Origin of the sequence: Vibrio tubiashii ATCC 19109 (genome assembly GCF_000772105.1) — a bacterium.
GTDB lineage: Bacteria > Pseudomonadota > Gammaproteobacteria > Enterobacterales > Vibrionaceae > Vibrio > Vibrio tubiashii.
The window spans coordinates 1,491,035-1,511,973 of sequence record NZ_CP009355.1 but is presented as its reverse complement, the minus strand read 5'-3'; the positions used below and the strand labels follow the sequence as shown (position 1 = coordinate 1,511,973).

At 44.9% G+C, this 20,939-nt stretch carries 20 protein-coding genes; 15 read left to right on the top strand and 5 right to left on the bottom strand.

The genetic code is table 11. The features are described 5' to 3' along the window. Window positions 1-2: 2 nt before the first annotated feature. Window positions 3-407, top strand: a complete 405-nt coding sequence (locus tag IX91_RS21975; protein WP_004745716.1) for a hypothetical protein — start codon at window positions 3-5, stop codon at window positions 405-407. Here IX91_RS21975 and nhaD read toward each other — a convergent pair. After that, window positions 396-1,832: a sodium:proton antiporter NhaD gene (nhaD, locus tag IX91_RS21970; protein ID WP_004745717.1), complete on the bottom strand. Its 1,437-nt coding sequence runs from the start codon at window positions 1,830-1,832 to the stop codon at window positions 396-398. The genes IX91_RS21975 and nhaD overlap by 12 nt on opposite strands. 322 nt (window positions 1,833-2,154) lie before the next feature. Between nhaD and IX91_RS21965 the strand changes: the two genes are divergently transcribed. Genes IX91_RS21965 through IX91_RS21955 form a run of 3 tightly spaced genes read left to right on the top strand, consistent with a single transcriptional unit; the run spans window position 2,155 to window position 4,493 of the window. Then, on the top strand, window positions 2,155-2,895 hold the full coding sequence (locus IX91_RS21965) for a nucleoside recognition domain-containing protein (protein ID WP_004745718.1): 741 nt from the start codon (window positions 2,155-2,157) through the stop codon (window positions 2,893-2,895). Then, window positions 2,892-3,359, top strand: coding sequence for a YjiG family protein (locus tag IX91_RS21960; protein WP_004745719.1), 468 nt, complete (start codon window positions 2,892-2,894; stop codon window positions 3,357-3,359). Before IX91_RS21965 ends, IX91_RS21960 begins: the two co-directional genes overlap by 4 nt. Before the next feature lie 9 nt (window positions 3,360-3,368). After that, window positions 3,369-4,493: a M20 family metallopeptidase gene (locus IX91_RS21955; protein WP_004745720.1), complete on the top strand. Its 1,125-nt coding sequence runs from the start codon at window positions 3,369-3,371 to the stop codon at window positions 4,491-4,493. 67 nt (window positions 4,494-4,560) lie between these two features. Here IX91_RS21955 and IX91_RS21950 read toward each other — a convergent pair whose 3' ends face one another. Further along, complete coding sequence (locus IX91_RS21950) at window positions 4,561-5,460, bottom strand: LysR family transcriptional regulator (RefSeq protein WP_004745721.1); 900 nt, start codon at window positions 5,458-5,460, stop codon at window positions 4,561-4,563. Between the two features lie 120 nt (window positions 5,461-5,580). Between IX91_RS21950 and IX91_RS21945 the strand changes: the two genes are divergently transcribed. From IX91_RS21945 to IX91_RS21925, 5 genes are all read left to right on the top strand, one after another. Further along, window positions 5,581-7,599 carry an alkyl/aryl-sulfatase gene (locus tag IX91_RS21945; protein ID WP_004745722.1) on the top strand — a complete coding sequence of 673 codons (2,019 nt, stop codon included), beginning with the start codon at window positions 5,581-5,583 and terminating at the stop codon, window positions 7,597-7,599. Window positions 7,600-7,739: 140 nt separating this feature from the next. Next, window positions 7,740-8,663, top strand: coding sequence for an AraC family transcriptional regulator (locus IX91_RS21940; protein ID WP_004745723.1), 924 nt, complete (start codon window positions 7,740-7,742; stop codon window positions 8,661-8,663). Between the two features lie 140 nt (window positions 8,664-8,803). Continuing rightward, window positions 8,804-10,954, top strand: coding sequence for a TonB-dependent siderophore receptor (locus tag IX91_RS21935; RefSeq protein ID WP_004745724.1), 2,151 nt, complete (start codon window positions 8,804-8,806; stop codon window positions 10,952-10,954). 356 nt (window positions 10,955-11,310) lie between these two features. Beyond that, complete coding sequence (locus IX91_RS21930) at window positions 11,311-12,339, top strand: porin (protein WP_004745725.1); 1,029 nt, start codon at window positions 11,311-11,313, stop codon at window positions 12,337-12,339. 189 nt (window positions 12,340-12,528) lie between these two features. After that, window positions 12,529-13,143 carry a fumarylacetoacetate hydrolase family protein gene (locus IX91_RS21925; RefSeq protein ID WP_004745726.1) on the top strand — a complete coding sequence of 205 codons (615 nt, stop codon included), beginning with the start codon at window positions 12,529-12,531 and terminating at the stop codon, window positions 13,141-13,143. A gap of 179 nt (window positions 13,144-13,322) precedes the next feature. Here the strand turns inward: IX91_RS21925 and IX91_RS21920 are convergent, their stop codons facing one another. The 3 genes from IX91_RS21920 to IX91_RS21910 all read right to left on the bottom strand — a co-directional run bounded on the left by IX91_RS21920 (window position 13,323) and on the right by IX91_RS21910 (window position 15,260). Beyond that, window positions 13,323-13,631 carry an AzlD domain-containing protein gene (locus IX91_RS21920; protein WP_004745728.1) on the bottom strand — a complete coding sequence of 103 codons (309 nt, stop codon included), beginning with the start codon at window positions 13,629-13,631 and terminating at the stop codon, window positions 13,323-13,325. After that, the gene (locus IX91_RS21915; protein ID WP_004745729.1) at window positions 13,628-14,347 is read right to left on the bottom strand and encodes an AzlC family ABC transporter permease; all 720 of its coding nucleotides are present in this window, start codon (window positions 14,345-14,347) and stop codon (window positions 13,628-13,630) included. Before IX91_RS21915 ends, IX91_RS21920 begins: the two co-directional genes overlap by 4 nt. An 88-nt stretch (window positions 14,348-14,435) precedes the next feature. Continuing rightward, on the bottom strand, window positions 14,436-15,260 hold the full coding sequence (locus IX91_RS21910; RefSeq protein WP_004745730.1) for an AraC family transcriptional regulator: 825 nt from the start codon (window positions 15,258-15,260) through the stop codon (window positions 14,436-14,438). 220 nt (window positions 15,261-15,480) lie between these two features. Between IX91_RS21910 and IX91_RS21905 the strand changes: the two genes are divergently transcribed. The 6 genes from IX91_RS21905 (at window position 15,481) to IX91_RS21880 (ending at window position 20,676) form a co-directional block, all read left to right on the top strand. After that, the gene (locus IX91_RS21905; protein ID WP_004749145.1) at window positions 15,481-16,113 is read left to right on the top strand and encodes a LysE family translocator; all 633 of its coding nucleotides are present in this window, start codon (window positions 15,481-15,483) and stop codon (window positions 16,111-16,113) included. 245 nt (window positions 16,114-16,358) lie between these two features. Further along, a complete protein-coding gene (locus IX91_RS21900) occupies window positions 16,359-16,778 on the top strand; it encodes a GNAT family N-acetyltransferase (protein ID WP_004745732.1) in 420 nt (139 codons plus the stop codon). Window positions 16,779-16,861: 83 nt separating this feature from the next. Further along, window positions 16,862-17,227: a hypothetical protein gene (locus IX91_RS21895; RefSeq protein ID WP_004745733.1), complete on the top strand. Its 366-nt coding sequence runs from the start codon at window positions 16,862-16,864 to the stop codon at window positions 17,225-17,227. Between the two features lie 132 nt (window positions 17,228-17,359). Then, complete coding sequence (locus IX91_RS21890; RefSeq protein WP_004745735.1) at window positions 17,360-19,468, top strand: protein-disulfide reductase DsbD family protein; 2,109 nt, start codon at window positions 17,360-17,362, stop codon at window positions 19,466-19,468. Next, window positions 19,468-19,968 (top strand): protein disulfide oxidoreductase, encoded by a 501-nt coding sequence (locus IX91_RS21885; RefSeq protein WP_004745736.1) that lies wholly within the window; start codon window positions 19,468-19,470, stop codon window positions 19,966-19,968. The genes IX91_RS21890 and IX91_RS21885 overlap by 1 nt, the downstream gene beginning before the upstream one ends. Window positions 19,969-19,977: 9 nt before the next feature. Next, window positions 19,978-20,676: a DsbA family protein gene (locus IX91_RS21880; protein WP_004745737.1), complete on the top strand. Its 699-nt coding sequence runs from the start codon at window positions 19,978-19,980 to the stop codon at window positions 20,674-20,676. The last annotated feature ends 263 nt before the right edge of the window (window positions 20,677-20,939 follow it).

Here is a 20,939-nt window from a genome sequence, read left to right as displayed (position 1 = left end):
CCATGGTTAAGCAGCAATCTGTTATAGCGATATTACTTTCTAGCGTAGTGTCAGTAACTCTGTTTGGCTGCACAGAAGAAAAAGCAGAGCGCATGCTTAATAAAGAAACCTACTCTTTTACAGGGGTGTTTGAGAATCACTACAATAGCGACTTACTTGAATTCAAAGATGCTAAAGTGACTTATATCAACTCTGAAGGGCTTGATTTTACCAAGCCCTTTGAGGTTGATGAAGACCATTTAACGATTCAAATGCGCAACAGCTCGAAGGAAAAACGTGAAGATATTGTGATGCGTATCCATGGTCAGAGTGAGCTTCTGACTTGCAATGTCTGCGCGAAGTATGACATTGCAAGTATCTGGTTGAAGAAAGATTTTGTGCCCCCTAAGGCGCCGTTAAGTGAATAAGCTTCCGTTGAGCATCATATGAACCGCAATACTCGCGGCGTAACCAATCGCAATAACCGGCATCCATTTTAAGTGACCAAAGAAGGTGTACTTACCGTGTGCTGCTCCCATCAAAGCCACACCTGCCGCAGAACCAATAGAAAGTAAGCTACCACCCACACCAGCGGTTAAAGTGACAAGTAGCCAGTTACCCATATCCATTGCAGGTTCCATCGTGAGTACAGCAAACATCACCGGAATGTTGTCGACGATGGCTGAAAGAATCCCAACCATGACATTGGCCCAAATAGGATCCCATTGGGTGTACATCACTTCTGAGATCATTCCTAGATAACCAAGTAAGCTTAAGCCGCCTACACACATAACGACGCCGTAGAAGAAGAGTAGCGTGTCCCACTCGGCATGGGAGACGCGTCGAAATACATCAAACGGCACCACAGAGCCTAAGCGCTTCAACGCAATATCATCTCGGTTCTCGATTGCAATCAATGATTTCTTATGTAGAGAGGCTTTGAGCGTTCTGCGCAGGAAGAAGCCAAAAAACTGTAAATATGCTAAGCCCATCATCATGCCAATCACGGGCGGAAAGTGCAGCGCTGCATGGAATGCCACCGCGGTTGCAATAGTGAGGATAAATAGGGCAACGATTCGTCTTGCACCACGTTTGAGTTCGACATGCTGGTGGACAACATTTGGGCTCGCATCCGGCACAAACATCGACATGATAATCGCGGGCAAAACATAGTTAACGACTGACGGAACAAACAGCGGCATAAACTCAGCAAACGAGACGTGGCCTGCTTGCCAAACCATTAAGGTCGTAATATCACCGAACGGGCTAAATGCACCGCCGGCATTTGCTGCAATGACAATGTTGATACACGCAAGGTTAATAAATTTGGTGTTGTCCCCTGCCACTTTCATCACCACAGCACACATGAGTAGCGCGGTGGTTAGGTTATCGGCAATCGGTGAAATGAAAAATGCCAATATACCGGTCAGCCAAAACAGGGTTTTAAAGTTAAAGCCTTTACCCACCATCCAAGCTTGTAAGGCATCAAATAGCCGCCTTTCTTCCATCGCACTGATGTAGGTCATGGCGACGAGCAAGAACAGGAGCAGCTCTGCATACTCAAGCAAATTATGCTCTAGCGCCGCTTTAGCTACCTCGATTTGATCGTGCTGAGAATACACGTAACCAATCATTGCCCAAATGATACCGGCTGCAAGTAGAACCGGTTTTGACTTCCTAAGTTGCAGATACTCTTCCAGCATCACAAGGGTATAAGCGATGCCGAAAATGATCAGTGCGGCATAACCTATGGTTGACTGGGTAAGAGGGAGTATTTGATCAGAAGAAGATGCGGCGAATGTTGAAAAGGGCAGAAAAAAAAGGGCGACAAAAATGGACCACTGCAATTTCATACTTTCACTCCTTTGAAAGCGGATTGTTGTTTTATGTTTTATGATCCCATTCTAAAGACGAATGAGTTTCACGTATGTGAAGTAGGTTTGATCTGCTTGAATTGTCAGCGATTAATTAACAAGTTATGAATCTTTATGATGTGCAATGTTGATTTATTGGTGTGGTTTGATGTGCTATTTATGCGAGCAATCACAAAATATGATCGCGATTGAAAGGGGAAACATAAGTCGTATTACTACTTGATACGGATCATCATACTGCGAAGCGCTTTGCTTCATGATCCTATGTGTTCTGTTCCACATATGAATACATAGGTGAATTATGTCTAATCCAACTCAAAAAGAGCGAAAGGTAACATGGGGCTGCTATGCCGCCTTGGCTTTCGCAGTGGTGTTTTTCTCTGGCTTGATGAAGTCGAACGAATGGTATGGGGTGCTTGACTTTACGACCTTGAACGGCTCGTTTGGTTCTGTTGCTTATGATGTCAAAGAGACTGCCGAAGGCGTTGAAGCCGCAACTACTTCTTTACGTGGTAAAGGCGGTAGTGGTGCGCGTGATGGCTTTATTTTTGCTCTAACGCTAATCCCAACGGTTATGTTCGCACTTGGTGTGATCAACGTACTTGAGCATTACGGTGCACTGGATGCGGCGCGTAAACTGCTATCTCCTCTACTACGTCCTTTAATGGGCATTCCGGGCAGCTCTGGTCTTGCCTTGATTGCGTCTCTGCAAAGTACCGATGCTGGCGCAGCCATGACTCGTCAACTTAAAGACGAAGGACGACTCACCAAGCGTGAAACGGATGTCTTCACCATGTTCCAGTTCACAGCGGGTGCAACCATCGTTAACTTCTTCTCATCTGGAGCGGTACTCTTCACTTTAACTATGGCTGATGGCTCTCTAGCGGTGACTTCGTCTATCGGTCTCGCTGTTGCAATTATGTTTATCTTCAAGTTTATCGGCGCGAATCTATTCCGCATTTATCTCAACATCACAGAAGGTAAAGAAGGCAAACAAGACAAAGATAATGCACAAAATCTAAAAGAGGAGACAGCACAATGAGTGAAGTACAAGCGAAAAAGCCGATGGTAACCGACATCTTCGTTGAAGGCGCTAAGAAAGGCTGGGTAATTGCGACTACCTCGACTGTCCCTAATGTACTGATGGCGTTTGTGATCATCAAAGCGCTGCAAATTACCGGTGCACTGGATTTAATGGGTACGGTTTTCTCTCCAATTATGGCGGTATTTGGCCTGCCGGGAGAGGCAGCCGCAGTACTGATTGGTGCTTGGATGTCGATGGGTGGCGCAGTAGGTGTGGTTATTACACTGTTTGACCAAGGCATTCTTAATGGTGCACATATCGCAATTCTTGCCCCTGCCATTTATCTGATGGGTTCTCAAGTTCAATACATGGGACGCATCATGGGCCCAATCGGCACTGAAGGTCGCTACATTCCTGTAATGATCGCTATCTCAGTACTTAACGCATTCGGTGCAATGCTTGTCATGAACTTGTTTGTGTAGAGGTTAACGATGAATTTCTCTTTAAATGAGTATTTAGAAGAACTGCGCCCATTAATCGACGTGGACTGCGGCACTTACACGCTAGATGGTATTGAGTTTATCGCTTCTCAGTTTGAAGCTAAGTTCCAAGCGCTATCGGGCTGGAGTGTAGAGCGAATTGATTGCGCTAAAGCGGGCGTTGGCCTAGAGATTCGCAATAAGCCTCAAGCTGAGCAGATTGATGTGATGCTAGTGGGCCATATGGATACAGTGTTCCCGGTAGGGACTGCGGCACTAAGGCCGATGTCCCTTGACCAAGATAAGGCCTATGGTCCGGGTGTGTCAGATATGAAGTCTGGCTTACTCAATATTGTTTATGCAATGCGTAACCTTGATCAAGCGGTGCTAGACAAGCTTTCTATCTGTATTTGTATGAACCCAGACGAAGAGACTGGATCATTAGATTCTGTCGAGTGGATTCAATCCGTCGCTAAGCAAGCTAAAAACGTTCTGGTTGCTGAAGCGGCTCGCGCTGATGGTGGTTTAGTCAAAGCTCGTAAGGGGATGGCACGTTACAAGCTGAGCTTTAATGGCGTTGCCGCGCACGCTGGGAATGAGCCTGAGAAGGGTCGTAGCGCTATTACTGAAATGGCAAACTGGATCTTAGCCATTAATGGTATGACTAACTTTGAATCTGGCACGACACTCAATGTTGGGATTGTTTCAGGTGGCGCTGGCGCCAACATTGTACCTGAGCAAGCAGAGGCGATCGTTGATATCCGTTTCTGGAACAATGCGGAATACGATGAGGTCGATACAAAGCTCAACGGAATGGCGACTACGCCATTTGTTGAAGGTGTGAAGATTGAGCTTGAGCGTGAAGCCTACAAGCCTTCTATGGTGCCGAGCGCTGAAACTGAATCTTTGATGGCTTTGGTTGAACAATCCGCGCAAGAGCTTTCGGTTGATATTAACTGGAAAGAAGTCGGTGGTGGTTCTGATGCAAACAATACGGCTATTCTGGGCGTCCCAACTTTAGATGGCCTTGGCCCAATTGGTGCGGGCTTCCACAGTGACCAAGAGTACTTGTTACTAGAGTCCATCGAGCCACGTATCAAGCTATTAATGCGTGTGATTGAAAAGTTAGCGCACTAATCTGTCGCTATACAGTTATAAAGACAGAATAAAAAAGCCCCGATATTGATATCGGGGCTTTCTATTTTCAGCTTTCAAAGTAAGACTTAAGTTTCTCTCTTAACCATTGATTGGCGGGGCTAAACTTCATCCTATTATGCGTCATCATTCGATATTTAACCGGAAGATTGGTAAACGGAGCATCAAGTACCTGCAAATCTAATTTGTCGGCAAATTGATCCGCAATGCTTCTTACCATGGCGGCTAGGCAGTTGCTGTTGGAAATCATGGTCATCTGTGACACGAGTGAGTCACACTCTGCGGCGACATTTCGCTCTGCGATTACTTCTTCAGTAAAATAATCGGCGAGATAGGCATCTTCCCTCCTCAGCTTTAGCGTCACATGCTTTTCGCTATAAAACTGCTCTAAACTCAGTCCCCCTTTTATTCGAGGATGATCCTTGCGGGCAATCACACACAGTTCATCGGTATAAAAATATTCGGAAAAAAAGGAGGGCGCGGAATAGTTGGCAAAATCAATGGCCAAATCTGCCTTTTGCTGGCTTAGGTTGTGGAGTAGTTTCTCTTCATTCGACTGCGTTGGGTGAAGTTCAATTTGCACCTTACCCAGTGTTGGGTCTGCTTCGATTTTTGGCAGCAGCATTAACATCATTGGCTCGGATGTATAAACGACAAAGCGACGTGAATTAGCTGTGCTGAATGACTCCATCCCTTCTATTGCGTTAGTAATCTGATTCAGTGCAGGCTCTATTTGGCGGGCGAGTTCATGGGCTTGATGGGTTGGTGCGATACCTCGACCTGAACGTATAAAAAGCTGAACGCCTAGTTGTTGCTGCAAACGCTTAAGCACGCCGCTCACACCGGGTTGAGTCAAGCCCATCACCTCTGCTGCGATGGTAATTGAGCGATGCTCGTAGACAGAGATAAACACTTTCAACAAATTCAGATCGATACTGCTTTCTTGCATCTAAGGTGCCCTAATACATCGTGACTTGTGATGTTTTAAATAAACATTGATGTATATATTGTGATGTGTCAACCGAATAAAGTAGCCACGTACCCACAATAAGACCTAACGAGGCTCACTATGACTACCCGTTTTGCACCATCTGCTATTTCACTAGCGCTTATCGTTTCATTTTCAGCGGCCGCGGATTACGCCAGCTTAGATACCTATCAAGGAAAGCCTGCTTCAGAGCACACAAAGCAAGCCAATGAAGCATTAGCAAAGCAGTTACCTTGGCAAGACGTGACCGCATTTGAACGTACTCAAAAGGGCCTGATGGCAGAATTTGGCACTCACGAAGCGGGTGAATTAAAGAATCGTTTTGAATATATGTCTGATATGAGTGTTGATCAGTTACCTGCTTCGGTGAACCCGTCGATTTGGCGTCAAGGTATGCTCAATTACGCCGCGGGAGGCTTGTATCAAGTGACTGATGGCGTGTACCAAATTCGAGGAGCCGATCTCTCGAACATGACAATTTATCGCACTGACAATGGCTATGTGATTCATGATCCGCTGTTATCCAAGCAAGCTGCTGCGGCCTCTTGGGAATTTGCCAAAATGCATCTGCCGAAAATAAATGGAGAGCATAAGATTACCGGTATGATTTACTCACACATGCACGCGGACCATTTTGGCGGTTCACGCGGCATTATAGAGTCGGGCGATTTTGTTAAAGATGCGCCAATCTATGCGCCTAACGATTTCATCAAAGAGCTAGCTGATGAAAATGTGATAGCGGGTACTGCCATGAGCCGTCGCGCTAACTATCAATATGGCACAACCTTGGACAACAATACCCAAGGCATTGTAGACAACGCGTTGGGCTTAGGCACTTCACGTGGCGAAGTTACTCTGGTTGCACCGACAGTAGAAATAGAAGAGCGAGAAAAGGTCATCACTATTGATGGTCTAGACTTCCACGCGATAAACATGCCGGGTGCGGAAGCGCCAGCCGAAATAGTGCTTTATGTTCCGGAGTATCGTTCACTAAATACTGCAGAACTTACTTACGATGGGATGCACAATATCTATACCTTCCGCGGAGCTAAAGTGCGTGATGCGCTAGTTTGGACAAAATACCTCACTGAACTCAAGCTGCGTTATGTCGATAGTGGCTTGGTCGATAATATTCATGCCGCTCACTCTGCACCTGTGTGGAATGATCCAGAGACTGAGAACAACGAAATCTCAGAATACATGACGCTACAGCGTGACAACTACGGTTTCATCCATAACCAAGCCATGCGCTTAGCAAACCATGGTGTGACTATTAACGATGTCGGTCGTGAAATCGAAAAGATTGTTCCGCAGTCGCAAATTGATACTTGGCATACCAACGGCTATCACGGTTCATACAGTCACAATGCTCGTGCAGTGGTCAACCTTTACCTTGGCTATCACGATATGAACCCAGTAAATACCAATCCACTCCAAACGACAGAAAAATCTTGTGTTTATGTCGAAGCAGCGGGGGCGGATGTACTGTTTAGCGCAGGGCAGAAACATTTCGAACATGGACAATATCAGCAAGCCTCTCAGTTATTTAATGATTTAGTCCAGTGTGAACCAACCAATATCGAGTATCGTTTTGCTCTGGCAGACAGTTTTGAACAGCAAGGCTACCAGTCAGAAACCATGGCGTGGCGCAACTCGTACTTGCAAGGAGCGGTAGAGCTGAGAACAGGAGAAATTAAACCGTCTATCAAACTGGCTTCTCCGGACGTAATTGCCAATACACCAACAGGTATGTTCCTAGATTTCCTTGCGGTAAGACTTAATGCAGAGAAAGCTGAACAAGCTGAGTTGGACTTCAACTTTGGTATTCATCATCCTGATTTGAATGAATACTATTTTGGCGAAGTGTCAAACTCGAACATGGCCAATATCCAAGTTGAAACCTTGCCAGAAACTGACGTAATGCTAGACATCAGCAAAGCAGATATGACGGATATGGTGCTTGGAAAGGTAACTCTACAAGAGCTTACTCAATCTGGAAAAGCGATACTCACAGGGGATACTTCCTTAGTTGAAAAGCTAACCAGCAGCTTGGATGACTTTGATGGTATGTTTGAAATTTTGCCAATGCCGAATAAGTAACGATTAACGCCAACACAAGCGCCTCGGCCATCATTGCCGAGGCGTTGTTGTATAGGGTTATGATACTCCGCAGATATTAATTCTCATTAACATTTCTGATACTATCCGTGATTCATCTAAAGGCAAAGAGTGGGAATCCAATGGATAACAGTATCGAGCGATTTTCAAATGGGTTTAATCGAGTCAGTAAACTGCTGTCTTACATCCATTCTCACTTACACTTGCCGCTAGGTTTGGATGAACTCGCCCAACAAAGCTGTTGGTCTCGTTGGCAACTGCAACGCGTTTTTCAAGCTGAAACAGGACTTTCTGTTGCTAGTTATGTGCGAGAGTTAAAGTTGAGTAGCGCTGCAGAGCAGCTTCTGGATACCTCAGAGCGTGTGATTGATATTGGTTTATCACTTGGTTTTAGTTCAGAGATCAGTTTTAGTCGCTCGTTTAAACAGAAATTCGGCATGAGCCCGAGAGCCTACCGTAAGTTAGGACTCAGAACAGGACTACGTAAGCCGATAGAAAACCCAGCCGAGAGAAACTGTGCGCTAGTTGCGAGCTTTGTTGAGGTAAGAGTTGAGTCGAAGAGTAGCTTTTTACTCAAAGGTATTCATGGTGAGATTCATGGCTTGTTTTCGATTACCCCTGACTTTCAACAGAAAGTCCCGCAGCTTTGGCGCAAGCTTGAAGAGACAGTCGCTAGCAGTACCTCAGAGCGTTTACCTGCTATGGGTGTGATTGATGTAACCCACAGCCACTTTGATGGCAGTAATATCCACTATTGGGCCGGTGTTGAATTGGGTGAAATGCCACTTTATCCTCAGTTACCTTCATTGATATCAGACCAACTTGATACCCTCTCTGTCCCTAGCCAAACCTATGCCGTTATCAAACATAAGGGGCCTGTGGCTAACCTACCTAAAACCCTAGAGTGGTTTGTTATTCATTGGCTGCCTAACTCTGGTTACAGGGGCGTCGATGGTTTTGAGCTGGAATGTTACCCTGCGCAATATGACCATTTATCTGACGAGGCAGAAATGGAGTATTGGGTACCTATTGCTGATTCTCTCTAGGCCAGTCTGCTTACTGTTGATAGTTAAATGAGTAAATCTGATAAAGATGCACCAAATTGTTAACTTTCTTCTTATTAGATTCGTACAATGCAAATGATATTTATTCTTAATTAGAAAAAGCATTGGTATTTGAGGGAATCATGACAACTCCAACCTATTTTAAGCGCTCAACCCTTTCATTGGCGCTGCTGACCGCCTTTTCACATCCAGTTTTAGCAGCGGACGAGACAAAACAAGACACAACCCAACTCGAAACCATTACGGTAATGGGCAAAGCCTATCGTAATACCGCAACGAAAACGGCCTTGGAGCCTGAGGAAACCCCGCAAGGTATAACGGTCATTGAAGGGGAGTTGCTCGAACAACGTGGTGTTAAATCTGTTTCTCAAGCATTGCGTTACGCACCGGGTGTGGTCACTGAACAAAAAGGTGCGGCAGTCACCATGTATGACAACTTCTCTATCCGAGGTTTCAATACAAACAACGTAAGTTACTACGATGGTCTGGTATTACCTTACTTACCTGGTTGGAACCTACAGCCTCAAATTGATCCAATTGCTATTCAGCAAATCGAAGTGTTTAAAGGGCCGACATCTGTTCTTTACGGTTCAATGCCACCAGGTGGGATGGTGAACATCATTGCCAAAAATCCACAAGTGGAAGATCGCACTTCAGTAGGCCTTGCAACAGGATCGCGTAATCTAGTCGAAGCTTCTATCGACTCAGCAGGTCAGATTGCTGATAGCGATTTTTCATACCGATTGGTTGCTTTAGCGCGTAAGCAAGATAGCCAAGTTAATGGCGCCGAAGAGGAGCGTTATGTCTTTGCGCCATCACTAGATTGGCAAGTCACTGACCGTACATTGATTAATTTCAACATGTACTACCAGAAAGATCCTGCCATGGGTATTAACTCATCTATGCCATTGGAAGTGCTGAAAGCGCAATCTCCGTCAGTGTCAATGGGCGATGAGAACTGGAGCAAGTTTGAGCGTGACGTGTTTATGCTTGGCTACAAAATTAACCATGAGTTTAGTAATGGTTGGTCGTTCTTACAGAATGCACGTTATATGGATGCGTCTCTCTACCAAGAGAATACTTATCATCGAGGCACAGGATTTAATGCATCAACTGGTCAGTTAACAAGAAGTATCTACTCTACAAATGAAAGTTCGAAAAGCTATGTGATTGACAACCAACTTTCTGGTTTAGTTGTTACTGGTGACTGGGAACATAACTTACTGCTCGGAATTGATTATCAAGATCTGACTGGTGACTCTTTGTATAAAGAGTACTCTGCAAACGCAGGTTTTTATGGCTTCAATGCCTATAAACCAAATAACAATCTCTTAGATCGCAGCCAGATTAAAGAGGTCTACAAAGAAAACCATGATATTTCATACTCTCAGACAGGTTTCTATTTCCAAGATCAAATGCGCTATGACAACTTAGTACTGCTTGCTGGAGGTCGTTATGACTTGTTTAAGTCTAGTGATAAAAAAGTGAGTTCTAATCCTCTAGGTGATGGGACCGAAAAATCTGACCACAATCAGTTCTCTTACCGAGTTGGTGCCCTGTATGAGTTAGCTAACGGTGTATCACCGTTTGCAAGCTTTGCGACCAGCTTTGAGCCTGCCGCAGGCACAGATTCCAAAGGCAATTCGTTTAAACCGCAAACGGGAGAACAGTTTGAAGTGGGTATTAAGTACATGTCACCAGATATGTCGAAAAGCCTCACCGCTTCTTACTTCACTATTACGAAGAATGACAGCATCGTTGCCGATCCAGCTGATCCAACATATAGAGATAAAATCCAAGTTGGAAAAGTGCGTTCGCAAGGTTTAGAGCTAGAAGGACGTGCAGACTTAACGGAAAACTGGGATGTTCAGGCGTCATACACTTACATAGATATGAAAGTGACAGAGGCACTTGACCAGAACTCAGTCGGAACAACGCCAATTTATGTTCCTGATCATAGTGCGACTCTGTGGACTAACTACTACGTCTATTCAGGCGTATTGTCGGGAATGAGACTTGGTGGTGGTGCTCGCTACATGGGTGAAATGCAGATGGATGCATCAAACACACAGGGCAAAGTGCCATCTTACACCGTGGTTGATCTGTCAGTGGGCTATGAACTTGGCAACATGAGTGAGGCTCTTTCTGGCGCACACGCAAACCTAGTTGTGAATAACTTGTTTGATAAGGAGTACTACACCTGTTTCGATAAAACGAACTGCTGGTTTGGCGCGGAGCAAAGTGTAGAGTTGAACGTTAAATACGACTTCTAATTGCACTCGTAACTTAGCTGTATTGCCTAGCAAACATTGAATTTCCCCCAATAGTTGGATAACCAATTATCGGGGGATTTTTTCTTTTTGGGAAAAGTTCCGTTTAAATTTACAAAAGTGTGAACTTGATCGTGCAAATGATTCATGCCTTAGATGTATGGATAAATAATAGATATTACAAATACTTATGATTAATTGATAGTTTTCAGTGTTACGTTGTGACAAGTTTTATTTGTTCATAAGTGCTTAGTTGCACTTCATTTTTGAGTTTTACCTACTACGTTTTAGGTGTTCGCGCAGTTTTTAGTCTTTGAGCACTAATTCGGACATGGTTTAACCCAATACGGACATACGTTATGAACATTAAATTATTAGCCGTCTCTATCGCGGCAGCAGCATGTGGTACTAACGCTTTCGCAGCAGAAATATACAGCAGTGAAGGCTCTACTCTCTCAATCGGTGGTTATGTTGATGTAGGGATTGGTGAGTATAAATCTAGTGACGAAGTAGAAGTTCATTCTGTTTCTCCACGACTCAATGTTTCGGGCACTCAAGAAGTCGGTGATGTCACGGTTGATGCTAAAGGTGAATGGCAACTCAATTACCTTGATGGAGGAGATACTTCCTTTAAAACTCGACTAGGCTATCTTGGTGTCACACACGAACAGTTCGGACGAGCCGTCGTCGGTACGCAGTGGTCTCCATATTATGATGTGGCCGGAGTCGCTGACCAACCTATCGCTTTTGCCAACGACTTCCTATACGACGATCATTACAACCTAGGTACAGGGCGTGCCGAGGGTATGGTGAGTTATCGTAATGCTTTCGATTTAGCTGATATGGCCAATTTGAGTATTGGGCTCGGGTGGCAGGGTAAACACTCAGACTCCACTGAGACGAGCTCTACTGGTGATGGCGCCGTTACTGTTACACGTGCAACTCAAGAGTATGATGCTCGCGGGCAAGTCGCTTTAGCGCTAAGTATGTACGGCTTCAAATTAGGCTATGTATACAACGGCGGTGATGTAGACAAAGTTGACGCTAATTCACATGCATTTGCCTTTAGTTCAGGTTCATACGGTGATGGCTTGTATTCTGCGGTCGTATACGCCATGAATGAAAACATGAACGGCTTTGCAGAAAGTGATGAATATGAGATTTTGATGGCTTATGCATTGGGTAACGGCCTAAATCTCAGCGTTAACTATGAAGCAGAAATTGACGATAAGGCGAAGAAAACTCAATACAGCCAGTCTGCGCTTCAAGCCGAATATAGTTTCACTCCTAATCTAGTTGGATTCGCTGGATACCAGTTTGATTTAGGGAATGATATTAAAAAGAAAGAGGAAGACTTCTGGACATTTGGTGCACGTTACTTCCTATAACTAAGAATCTACTGCCTTAACACATCTATCGTGTTGACGCCTATTCGGGATTGGATAGGCGTTTTTCTATTCTGATGAGTGATACTCCAATAAATTGGGTATGAGTTCTTAATTTTGCAACCAAATCGTTTTTTTATTAGCCACTTAGCTTAGAATACTCACTTCTTAAATTACGTCAGGGATGGTGGCATGAGTTCAGTAAAACTTGGAGAGGCTTTGGTTGAGCCAAGCAAGATTCTATGTGTTGGTCGTAACTATTTAGAACATATCCAAGAGCTGAACAATTCCGTTCCTGAGCAAATGGTGGTGTTCTCCAAACCGCCATCCTCGATTGCCTCTAACCTGAGCTCCTTTCATCAAGAGAGGCTCCACTATGAAGGCGAAATCTGCTTTATCGTTAAGCAAGGCAAATTGTCTGCGGTGGGTGTTGGACTCGATTTAACCAAGCGCGCTCTACAATCTCGTTTAAAAGAAAAGGGCTTACCTTGGGAGCGCGCAAAAGCTTTTGATGGCTCAGCGGTGTTTAGTCGTTTTGTCCCGTTAGTGGGGTTAGAGATAGAGTCATTAGAAATTGAACTGTTTATCAATTGCGTCCGTGTTCAAAAAGGCTCGGTGAAACAAATGATTTATTCGCCAGCAGTGATTGTTGAAGAGCTCAAGAGTTACACCACCTTGTGCGATGGTGACATCATTATGACCGGTACCCCAAAAGGTGTAGGTGAAGTGCATGCCGACGATGTGTTCTTAGCTCGATTAAAGTCCGGTGACAAAACGCTGATAGAGATTGAGTGGGTTGCTCAATAATTAACGCTGTACTCTGCCCCTAGGTCAAGGATTAACCTCCAATTGAGAGTTCAATTGGAGGTTTTTATTATGGGTTGTTGTAATCAAGCGCCTAAAGGTGGAAGCAACAATGTCGGTCTACTTCTTAAGTGCGTGGCGATAATGGCGGTTGTTTTGCTCCTACTCGCAGCCTTGTTTGGCTAGAGCAGTTTTAGGCACAGAAACACCACCATGCTGACCAAGGTTGTTAAGAGAACATTCTTGGTTTTCCAAGCTAGAAACGCCGCAATGACTGCGCCAATCAAATAAGGGTTACCTGCCGAGAGCCAAAGCTGTTTTTCTGGCATAAAGACAATTGGTGCCCAAATTGCGGTCAACACGGCAGGGCTAGAGTATTTCAGTAGTCGCTGAGCCTGAGGGTTGAGCCTTAAAGGCAAGCGCGGTTCTAAGAAAAGATATCGACTCGCAAAAACCAACACAGTCATCGCTAGAATAGACAGCATTATCATTGGCTATCTCCTTTTAGCGATTCGGCAAAATAGCCCGCAAGCATGCCTGCAACGCTGGCGATCATTAGCCCTGACTCGATTCCTTGGGCGTAACAAATGACTGACGTGACCAATGAAACGGCGACCGCAAGAAGTACCGGAGAAGATTTCACGTTGGGAACGACAATGGCGATAAACGTCGCTGCGACAGCAAACTCTAATCCTAATTCATTTAAAGCTGGGATATAGCTCCCTGCAACAATGCCTGCGAGTGTGGCGAGATTCCAACACAAATAAAAGCTCAGTCCTGCTCCCAATGCGTACCAGCGATTAAACTGCTTTTGAGATTGTTGACCGCAAATGGCAAACAGTTCATCTGTTAAAAGAAACCCGAGTCCGAGCCTCCACCTGAGTGGAAGCGGGCTTACTTTATCTCGCATTGAGACGCTATAGAGTAAATGCCTGGAGGTGATAAAAAATATCGCGAGCAGCATGGTCGCAAGTGTTGCGCCAGCTTTAAACATCCCTGTGGCGACCAACTGAGCAGATCCAGCAAAGAGGATGGCTGATAAAGCTTGGCTCTCTACAACGGTCAATCCAGATTCTATGGCAAATGAGCCTGCAAGCAGCCCCCAAGGGATAACGGCAATACTGAGTGGTACCATTGCAAGGGTACCTTGCCAAAAGAGTTGAGAGTGGCTGAGTTGTCTGTCTTGTTCGAAGGTCATGGTATTCATAATTATTGTTTTTAGTGTGATGGATAATGTTCGTATTAACTCACACGGAAGTACTATCGGCTTGTACAAAATTGCTGGGTTTGTCGCTCTATGCTTTGCCGATAAACTGTTTGGGCGTGACACCTAAAGCACGCTTGAAATGCCTATGGAAATGGCTTTGATCGTGAAACCCCGTTTCCTGAGCAACGTCTGAAATCTTAAGTCCTTGACGGAGAAGCTGTTTTGCTACCCTGAGCCGGGCTTGGATCTGATAGGCGTGTGGTGGTAAGCCGAACTCTTTTTGAAAACTACGCGTAAGATAATAAGGGCTGAGTCCCGCCAGCTTGGATAAATCCTCAAGGCTGACATCTGCTTGTGGGAAATCGTCCAAAAATTCTTTAACTAACAACAACTGGCGCTGGCTGCGTGTCTTCGGCTCCCAATCGAGTTTCGACTTGCTATGACGCGAAACGAGTTTGACTAAGGTGCCATAGATCAATGTTTCCCTAAGCAGCTTATTGTCTGATTGGGCCAAAGTGTCAAACACTAAGCGTAATTGCTGTGCAAGCTCTGGGTCATAAACGACGGGCTCAGGAAAGTAAGGAATGGATGAGCCAGATGAGAGTCCTTCCGTAAGCTGAGCAAACTGCTCAGGTAATGGATACATGGCCTTGTACTCCCATCCCCCTTCAGTCGCCGTTTGGCCGTTATGAACCTCATCTGCATTGACTAAAATGATGCTGTCTTGCGGGGCAATGTGATTACCTCCCGTGCGATAAAAGCGTTGTGCCCCTTTCTCAATCACACCTATGGTATAGCCCTCGTGACTATGACGAGAGAAGTTCTGATGCGTATATTTCGCATCTAACAATTCAAGCCCACCTAGCTCACTGGCTAAATGAAATCTGGCTGATTCTTTACCGCCTTTCGCCATAAGCTTTCCTTGCGCTCTAATGTCTATTTACGGATCTCACAGTCTAGCTTATAGGCCTTAGTTATTTTTGTACAAAATTGCTCAAATTGATGTTCATTTTATTAACAATCACAAAAGTCATTTAATCTACCTTTCTTGTTCTCTATTTATTGTTTGTGGTGGATAAATGGATTTTGTTGGACTAAAATGCCGCCGTTTTTGCTTTTCTAAAATTATAACCATGATTGATATTTCTGTGCTGCCGGTTTATTTGACCGCTGTTGTTGCACTTTTATTGTTGCCTGGTCCGGATATGTTGCTTATCGCCAGTTCAAGTATGAGCTATGGTCGTAAAGTGGGCATCTTTGCTAGCTTAGGTAACGCCACTTCAGGGATTATCCTAACTCTGCTTGCTGCACTCGGTGTTTCTGCACTGATAGCAATGAGTCCGATTGCGTTAAAAGCGTTGCACTTATTAGGTGGGGCTTACTTGCTAAAAATGGGCTGGGACTGTATTCGTGCAAGTGCCGCTGATGCGCCTCAAATGGATGGCTCAAACAAGGTCGCGACCACCTTTTACCAAAGAGCTTTGGTAAGCAACTTACTCAATCCTAAAGCCCTCGTGTTTTTTGTGATGTTTTTGCCTCAATTTGTTTCGAGCAATATTACCGCAAGTTCTGGCGAACAAATGTTAGCACTGGGTTTGCTACTGAATGTATTAGGTCTCTTGTTCAACCTATTGCTTGTGGCGTTAGTGGGAACGTTAGGTAAACCGTTACTCGAAAACGCTAAATTTAGAACATATCAGCATAAGTTTATGGGGCTGATATTTGTCGTGTTAGCGATTTGGATGTTAAGCTCATTTGCGAGCTAACCGCATTTAATACCAACCTAAATAAGTATCTGGGCATTCTTGCTAGTTAAAATCGCTGATAGCTGCGTTATAGCTATGTTTGCAAAGAATGGTGTAGGTAGGTCAACTAGCTAGCTGCAATCTATGCCTTGCTCTAAGCGATTTTTCCTGCGCAATTATCTGACCACCTACTTATCCAGATTGGTATAAAAGGTCAGCGTTTGCTGGCCTTTTTTGATCTATATGGAAACAAGGAAGGAGCGCCTATGAATGTTCAGTTTGTACTTAACCCGCCAAAGAACATTAAAGATGTTATCTACAATGGTTTGAAAGCATTCAACATGCAGCACTTCCCTGATGAGGAGATTCAGAGTCTCGCTTGCTACATAGAAGATGATGAGGGTAATTTCGCTGGTGGTTTAACGGGTGAAATATTTACCAATACGCTGTTTGTCGAGTTTCTTTGGGTGGATGAGCGTGAAAGAAAGTCTGGCATTGGTTCATTGTTGATGGAACGCATCGAGTCTGAAGCAAGAGCATTAGGTGTTACAGACTTATATCTTGATACCTACAGTTTCCAAGCTCCGGGTTTTTATGCCAAATTAGGATTTAAAGAAGTTGGACGTTATACAGGGTTCCCAACCGCGGGCGTTGATAAGATTTTCTTACAAAAGAAAATTGTCTAAGAGACTTCTCACATTAAACTAACAATGTTGGCGTTTGGGGCTGCCATAATCTCTGGCTTAAAATCGTGAGTAACTCGCACAGTATGTTTAAAAACTTTGCTACGACACAATCTGCAAAAATCACTCTAGCCCTAATTGGCTGGGTGTTTGCTATTTGTCTTACGCAAAATTCAGGCATGCTAACGGTGTGTGAGTACAAGTATGCTTCTCTTGCCAATAGCACACATGTTACCGAACAATCGACGGACATTAGCAAGCAGTGTGATTTAACGGAGAAGCTTTTAGGCAGTGCCAAGGTTAATCTTGATCACGTCGTGGTTTCTTTCTTTGTTGCGCTGCTGGTGATTGTTGCTTGGCTTGTTTCCACTAGGCAGGCTTCTCCTCAGTTTACTGAACCTATAGTCCCCAAATCCCGTCTTCATCTCACTTTTTGTGTGTTCCGAGAGTAAACAAATTCGTTACTGGCTTGAATTATAGCCAGCGATAGCTCGTATTTGTTATTCCCCCATTGAGGGGCATATACCAACCAGAATAGATATCTGAGTATCTATTTATTAGATTGGTTTCAATTGGACACAACAATGATAAAACAAACTCGATTTGCACCTTTTAGTCTGCTGAGCTTTTTTCTTATGCTGAGCAGTGTGCTTTTCTCGACCCTTGCATTTGCGCAGGTTGAGACGGGGTGGATGGTTAATCCGGATCATCCTCCTGCAAAAACTCGCTTTGTCGTGACAGGGCAAGTAAGCCCTACAGATAAAACTGTCGAAGGTTTTCTAGAAGTTGCCTTAGAAGGTGACTGGAAAACCTACTGGCGCTCGCCCGGTGAAGGAGGCATCGCGCCAAGTATTTCATGGCAGGGCTCTTCTAATCTGGAATCCGTTGACTGGCATTGGCCTTACCCACAGCAGTTCAATTTACTTGGTATCAACACCCTTGGTTACAAAGGGGATACCTTGATCCCAATGACACTGCATGTCGAAGACTTTAACAAGCCAGTGAGTCTCGATGCTAAGCTGACGTTATCTTCATGTACCACCATCTGTGTATTGACCGATTATCCATTTAGCTTGGACTTTATACCGAGTGAGTTGGTCGTCTCAGAGCAGGCTATGTACCAACATGCTCAAGCGATCAGTCAGGTGCCTAAAGCATCCCCTTTGATTTCAGAGCAAAGTGCAGTTTGGGATGGTTCGACTAATCAGCTTCAAGTGACTTTGATAAAACCATTAGGCTGGGATGCACCCGAACTTATTGTAGATAGTCGAGTAGAGGCGATCAGTGATTACAGTTATGCGCTCAACCATCTTAAAGTTGAGGGCGAAAAACTTGTCGCAGTGTTTGATGTATCGACATGGCTTGGTGACATCAATCTAAGCGAACAGTCCGTCGATGTGACCATTAAGGATACGGATTTTATCGCTGAACAAGCCGCGCAAGTGACAAAAGGTCTTGTGTCTGCACCAATACCAAGCTTCTCTTTGGTTGAGATGATTGGTTTTGCTTTACTGGGCGGACTGATACTCAACGTGATGCCATGTGTACTCCCTGTGTTGGGGATGAAGTTGAGCGGCGTTATTAGCGCCCAAGGTATAGAGCGTCGTAAAGTGCGATTGCAGTTTCTTGCTTCTTCAGCAGGCATTTTGACTTCGTTCTGGCTGTTGGCGGCATTTCTACTGATTTTGAAGTTCTCCGGTAGTGCCATTGGCTGGGGTATTCAGTTCCAGAGCCCTTGGTTTATTGGCTTTATGGTGGCGGTTACGGCCCTGTTTGGTGCCAATATGCTTGGTTTGTTTGAAATTAGGCTATCGTCGAACACCAATACATGGCTTGCCTCAAAAGGGGATGACTCTTATGCAGGGCACTATCTGCAAGGTATGTTTGCCACGCTACTTGCCACGCCATGCTCTGCGCCTTTCTTAGGGACGGCTGTAGCCTTTGCATTAGCAGCTAGCACCATAGATATGCTAGTTATCTTTACTGCTCTTGCGCTAGGCATGGCTTTACCTTGGATAGTGGTGGCATTGTTCCCTGGACTTGCCTCTTACCTGCCTAAGCCGGGTGCTTGGATGAATAAGGTGAAGCTGCTATTTGGTGTGATGATGCTGCTCACCAGCGTTTGGCTGCTTTACTTGCTCGCCAACCACCTTCCAGTGTTCTGGGTCATTGTTCTAGCAGCTACCGCGTTGGTCGCCGTGCTTATGCGTATCAAAAAGGTTTATGGCGATAAAGCGTTTGTCATCTCTGGTGGCGCATCTTTAGTGCTGCTTGCTGGCGGGCTAGTGATTGGAAGTATGACGGCGGATCATTGGTCAACGCCTTTACCTGAAGATTTGCCGTGGGTAAGGCTGTCGAATGAAGCCATTACTGAGTCAGTAGCTAATGGCAATACCGTGTTTGTTAACGTGACAGCTGACTGGTGTGTGACCTGTAAAGCGAACAAGATTGGCGTGATCTTGCAAGATCCCGTTTACTCGGCGCTTCAGCATCCGAATGTCACACCTATTCAAGGTGACTGGACTCACCCTGATGGCCTAGTCACGGATTATCTTCGAGCCAATGGCAGATTTGGTGTGCCGTTTAATATTGTCTATGGGCCTAATGCGCCTCAAGGCATCCCACTGCCCGTGATATTAACCGATGAAGCGGTCACACAGGCACTTAAGCAAGCGAGTGGGGAGGCGGGTTAATGAAGATAAGACCGCTCCACTGGCTCAAAGAAATATCAAAGTTTTTGCTCTTCGCGATAGTGATCACCACTGCTATTGATCTCTATCGTGCCCAAGATGTACCGACGGAAATGGCGCCGGACTTAGTCACAGTGGATGAAAAGGGAAACCCAGTTGATGTGATCGAGATGAGCTACCAAACCCCGGTCGTTATCTATTTTTGGGCAACTTGGTGTCCGGTATGTAAGTTTGTCAGTCCTACTGTTGATTGGGTGAGTCAATACTACCCTGTGGTCGCGGTCTCAGGTGCCTCTGGAACAGACTTGCGTGTTGAGGCATTCAAGCAAAAACATGATTATCAATTTACCAACGTCAACGACGAGAACTCTCAGCTGTTTAAGCAGTGGGGCATCTCAGTGACACCAACCATATTCATTGTCAGAGACGGCAAAATCGAATCAATCACGACTGGCATCACGACTCCGCCAGGCTTACTTGCACGTCTTTGGTTAAACAAATAGGAATTTACTATGTTCAATAAATTAACGTTAGCGCTGGCTACTAGCGTTCTTTTTACTGCTCCAGCATTGGCAGCACCTCAAGATCAAAAGATTGCTGAGATTGTAGAGATGCTTGAGGCAAACCCGCAGGTTGTCGATGGATTACATGAAAGCCTAGGAATGTATATCAAGCAGCAACAGCAGTTCACTCACCTACTAGAGAGTAGCCAAAACTACCTTAACGATCCCAACCACTCATTTATGGGGGCTGAAAACGGCGAGTTCACGATCATCAACGTGACAGACTACAGCTGCCCATTCTGTAAGAAATTGGACGTGGAGTTAGATAAGCTCGTGAAAGATTACCCGCAAATCAAAGTGGTGAACCTCTATGTACCGCTTAAAGAAGGCAGCTCTTCGGTGAACTCGGCCGCTTACGCGCTTAACGTTTGGCAAAAAGATCGTGATAAATATCAGCAAGTACATGATTTACTAGTGTCAAAACCGGGCACACATAATGCCGCATCTTTAATGAAGATTGCGCAAAAAACTGGGACGACGGAACATCTGAATGTCAGTGATGAGGTGAAGGCGCAGTTAGAAAACAACTATGCCATGTTTACTGGTTTAGGCTTAAGAGGTACGCCAGCACTGATCATGGGCGAGCAAGTCATACCGGGTTATGTGCCTTATCAGCAACTTGAGGAAGTGGTTAAAGAGCAACTGTAAGCTTCTGTACCAAGAAAAAAGCCCCATGCTAGGGTCTGTTGACCTTTCGAGCTGATTTTTGCAGCAGTTTGTGGGTTCTTTATGCAAGGCAGAGGCTTTGAAATGTAGTTACTCTACCTAATAAGCCGATAACGCAGCAGAAAGGAGCCACAAACGCTGCCCGAAGGGTTCGGCTAAAAGCGTTTTAATCTTTGTTGAGAGGTGTTTTGCTTAGAATGACTAGGCGACAAACCTCTCGCCGCGATTAAAACGCTTTTATCTCG

What these genes read in the sequence shown, in the direction of transcription:
- IX91_RS21925 (WP_004745726.1), top strand. Translation starts at nt 12,529, where the DNA reads ATGAGTTCAGTAAAACTTGGAGAGGCTTTGGTTGAGCCAAGCAAGATT.
- IX91_RS21940 (WP_004745723.1), top strand. Translation starts at nt 7,740, where the DNA reads ATGGATAACAGTATCGAGCGATTTTCAAATGGGTTTAATCGAGTCAGT.
- IX91_RS21920 (WP_004745728.1), bottom strand. Translation starts at nt 13,631, where the DNA reads ATGATAATGCTGTCTATTCTAGCGATGACTGTGTTGGTTTTTGCGAGT.
- IX91_RS21890 (WP_004745735.1), top strand. Translation starts at nt 17,360, where the DNA reads ATGATAAAACAAACTCGATTTGCACCTTTTAGTCTGCTGAGCTTTTTT.
- IX91_RS21930 (WP_004745725.1), top strand. Translation starts at nt 11,311, where the DNA reads ATGAACATTAAATTATTAGCCGTCTCTATCGCGGCAGCAGCATGTGGT.
- IX91_RS21945 (WP_004745722.1), top strand. Translation starts at nt 5,581, where the DNA reads ATGACTACCCGTTTTGCACCATCTGCTATTTCACTAGCGCTTATCGTT.
- IX91_RS21915 (WP_004745729.1), bottom strand. Translation starts at nt 14,347, where the DNA reads ATGAATACCATGACCTTCGAACAAGACAGACAACTCAGCCACTCTCAA.
- IX91_RS21960 (WP_004745719.1), top strand. Translation starts at nt 2,892, where the DNA reads ATGAGTGAAGTACAAGCGAAAAAGCCGATGGTAACCGACATCTTCGTT.
- IX91_RS21900 (WP_004745732.1), top strand. Translation starts at nt 16,359, where the DNA reads ATGAATGTTCAGTTTGTACTTAACCCGCCAAAGAACATTAAAGATGTT.
- IX91_RS21955 (WP_004745720.1), top strand. Translation starts at nt 3,369, where the DNA reads ATGAATTTCTCTTTAAATGAGTATTTAGAAGAACTGCGCCCATTAATC.
- IX91_RS21950 (WP_004745721.1), bottom strand. Translation starts at nt 5,460, where the DNA reads ATGCAAGAAAGCAGTATCGATCTGAATTTGTTGAAAGTGTTTATCTCT.
- IX91_RS21965 (WP_004745718.1), top strand. Translation starts at nt 2,155, where the DNA reads ATGTCTAATCCAACTCAAAAAGAGCGAAAGGTAACATGGGGCTGCTAT.
- IX91_RS21975 (WP_004745716.1), top strand. Translation starts at nt 3, where the DNA reads ATGGTTAAGCAGCAATCTGTTATAGCGATATTACTTTCTAGCGTAGTG.
- IX91_RS21905 (WP_004749145.1), top strand. Translation starts at nt 15,481, where the DNA reads ATGATTGATATTTCTGTGCTGCCGGTTTATTTGACCGCTGTTGTTGCA.
- nhaD (WP_004745717.1), bottom strand. Translation starts at nt 1,832, where the DNA reads ATGAAATTGCAGTGGTCCATTTTTGTCGCCCTTTTTTTTCTGCCCTTT.
- IX91_RS21885 (WP_004745736.1), top strand. Translation starts at nt 19,468, where the DNA reads ATGAAGATAAGACCGCTCCACTGGCTCAAAGAAATATCAAAGTTTTTG.
- IX91_RS21895 (WP_004745733.1), top strand. Translation starts at nt 16,862, where the DNA reads ATGTTTAAAAACTTTGCTACGACACAATCTGCAAAAATCACTCTAGCC.
- IX91_RS21910 (WP_004745730.1), bottom strand. Translation starts at nt 15,260, where the DNA reads ATGGCGAAAGGCGGTAAAGAATCAGCCAGATTTCATTTAGCCAGTGAG.
- IX91_RS21935 (WP_004745724.1), top strand. Translation starts at nt 8,804, where the DNA reads ATGACAACTCCAACCTATTTTAAGCGCTCAACCCTTTCATTGGCGCTG.
- IX91_RS21880 (WP_004745737.1), top strand. Translation starts at nt 19,978, where the DNA reads ATGTTCAATAAATTAACGTTAGCGCTGGCTACTAGCGTTCTTTTTACT.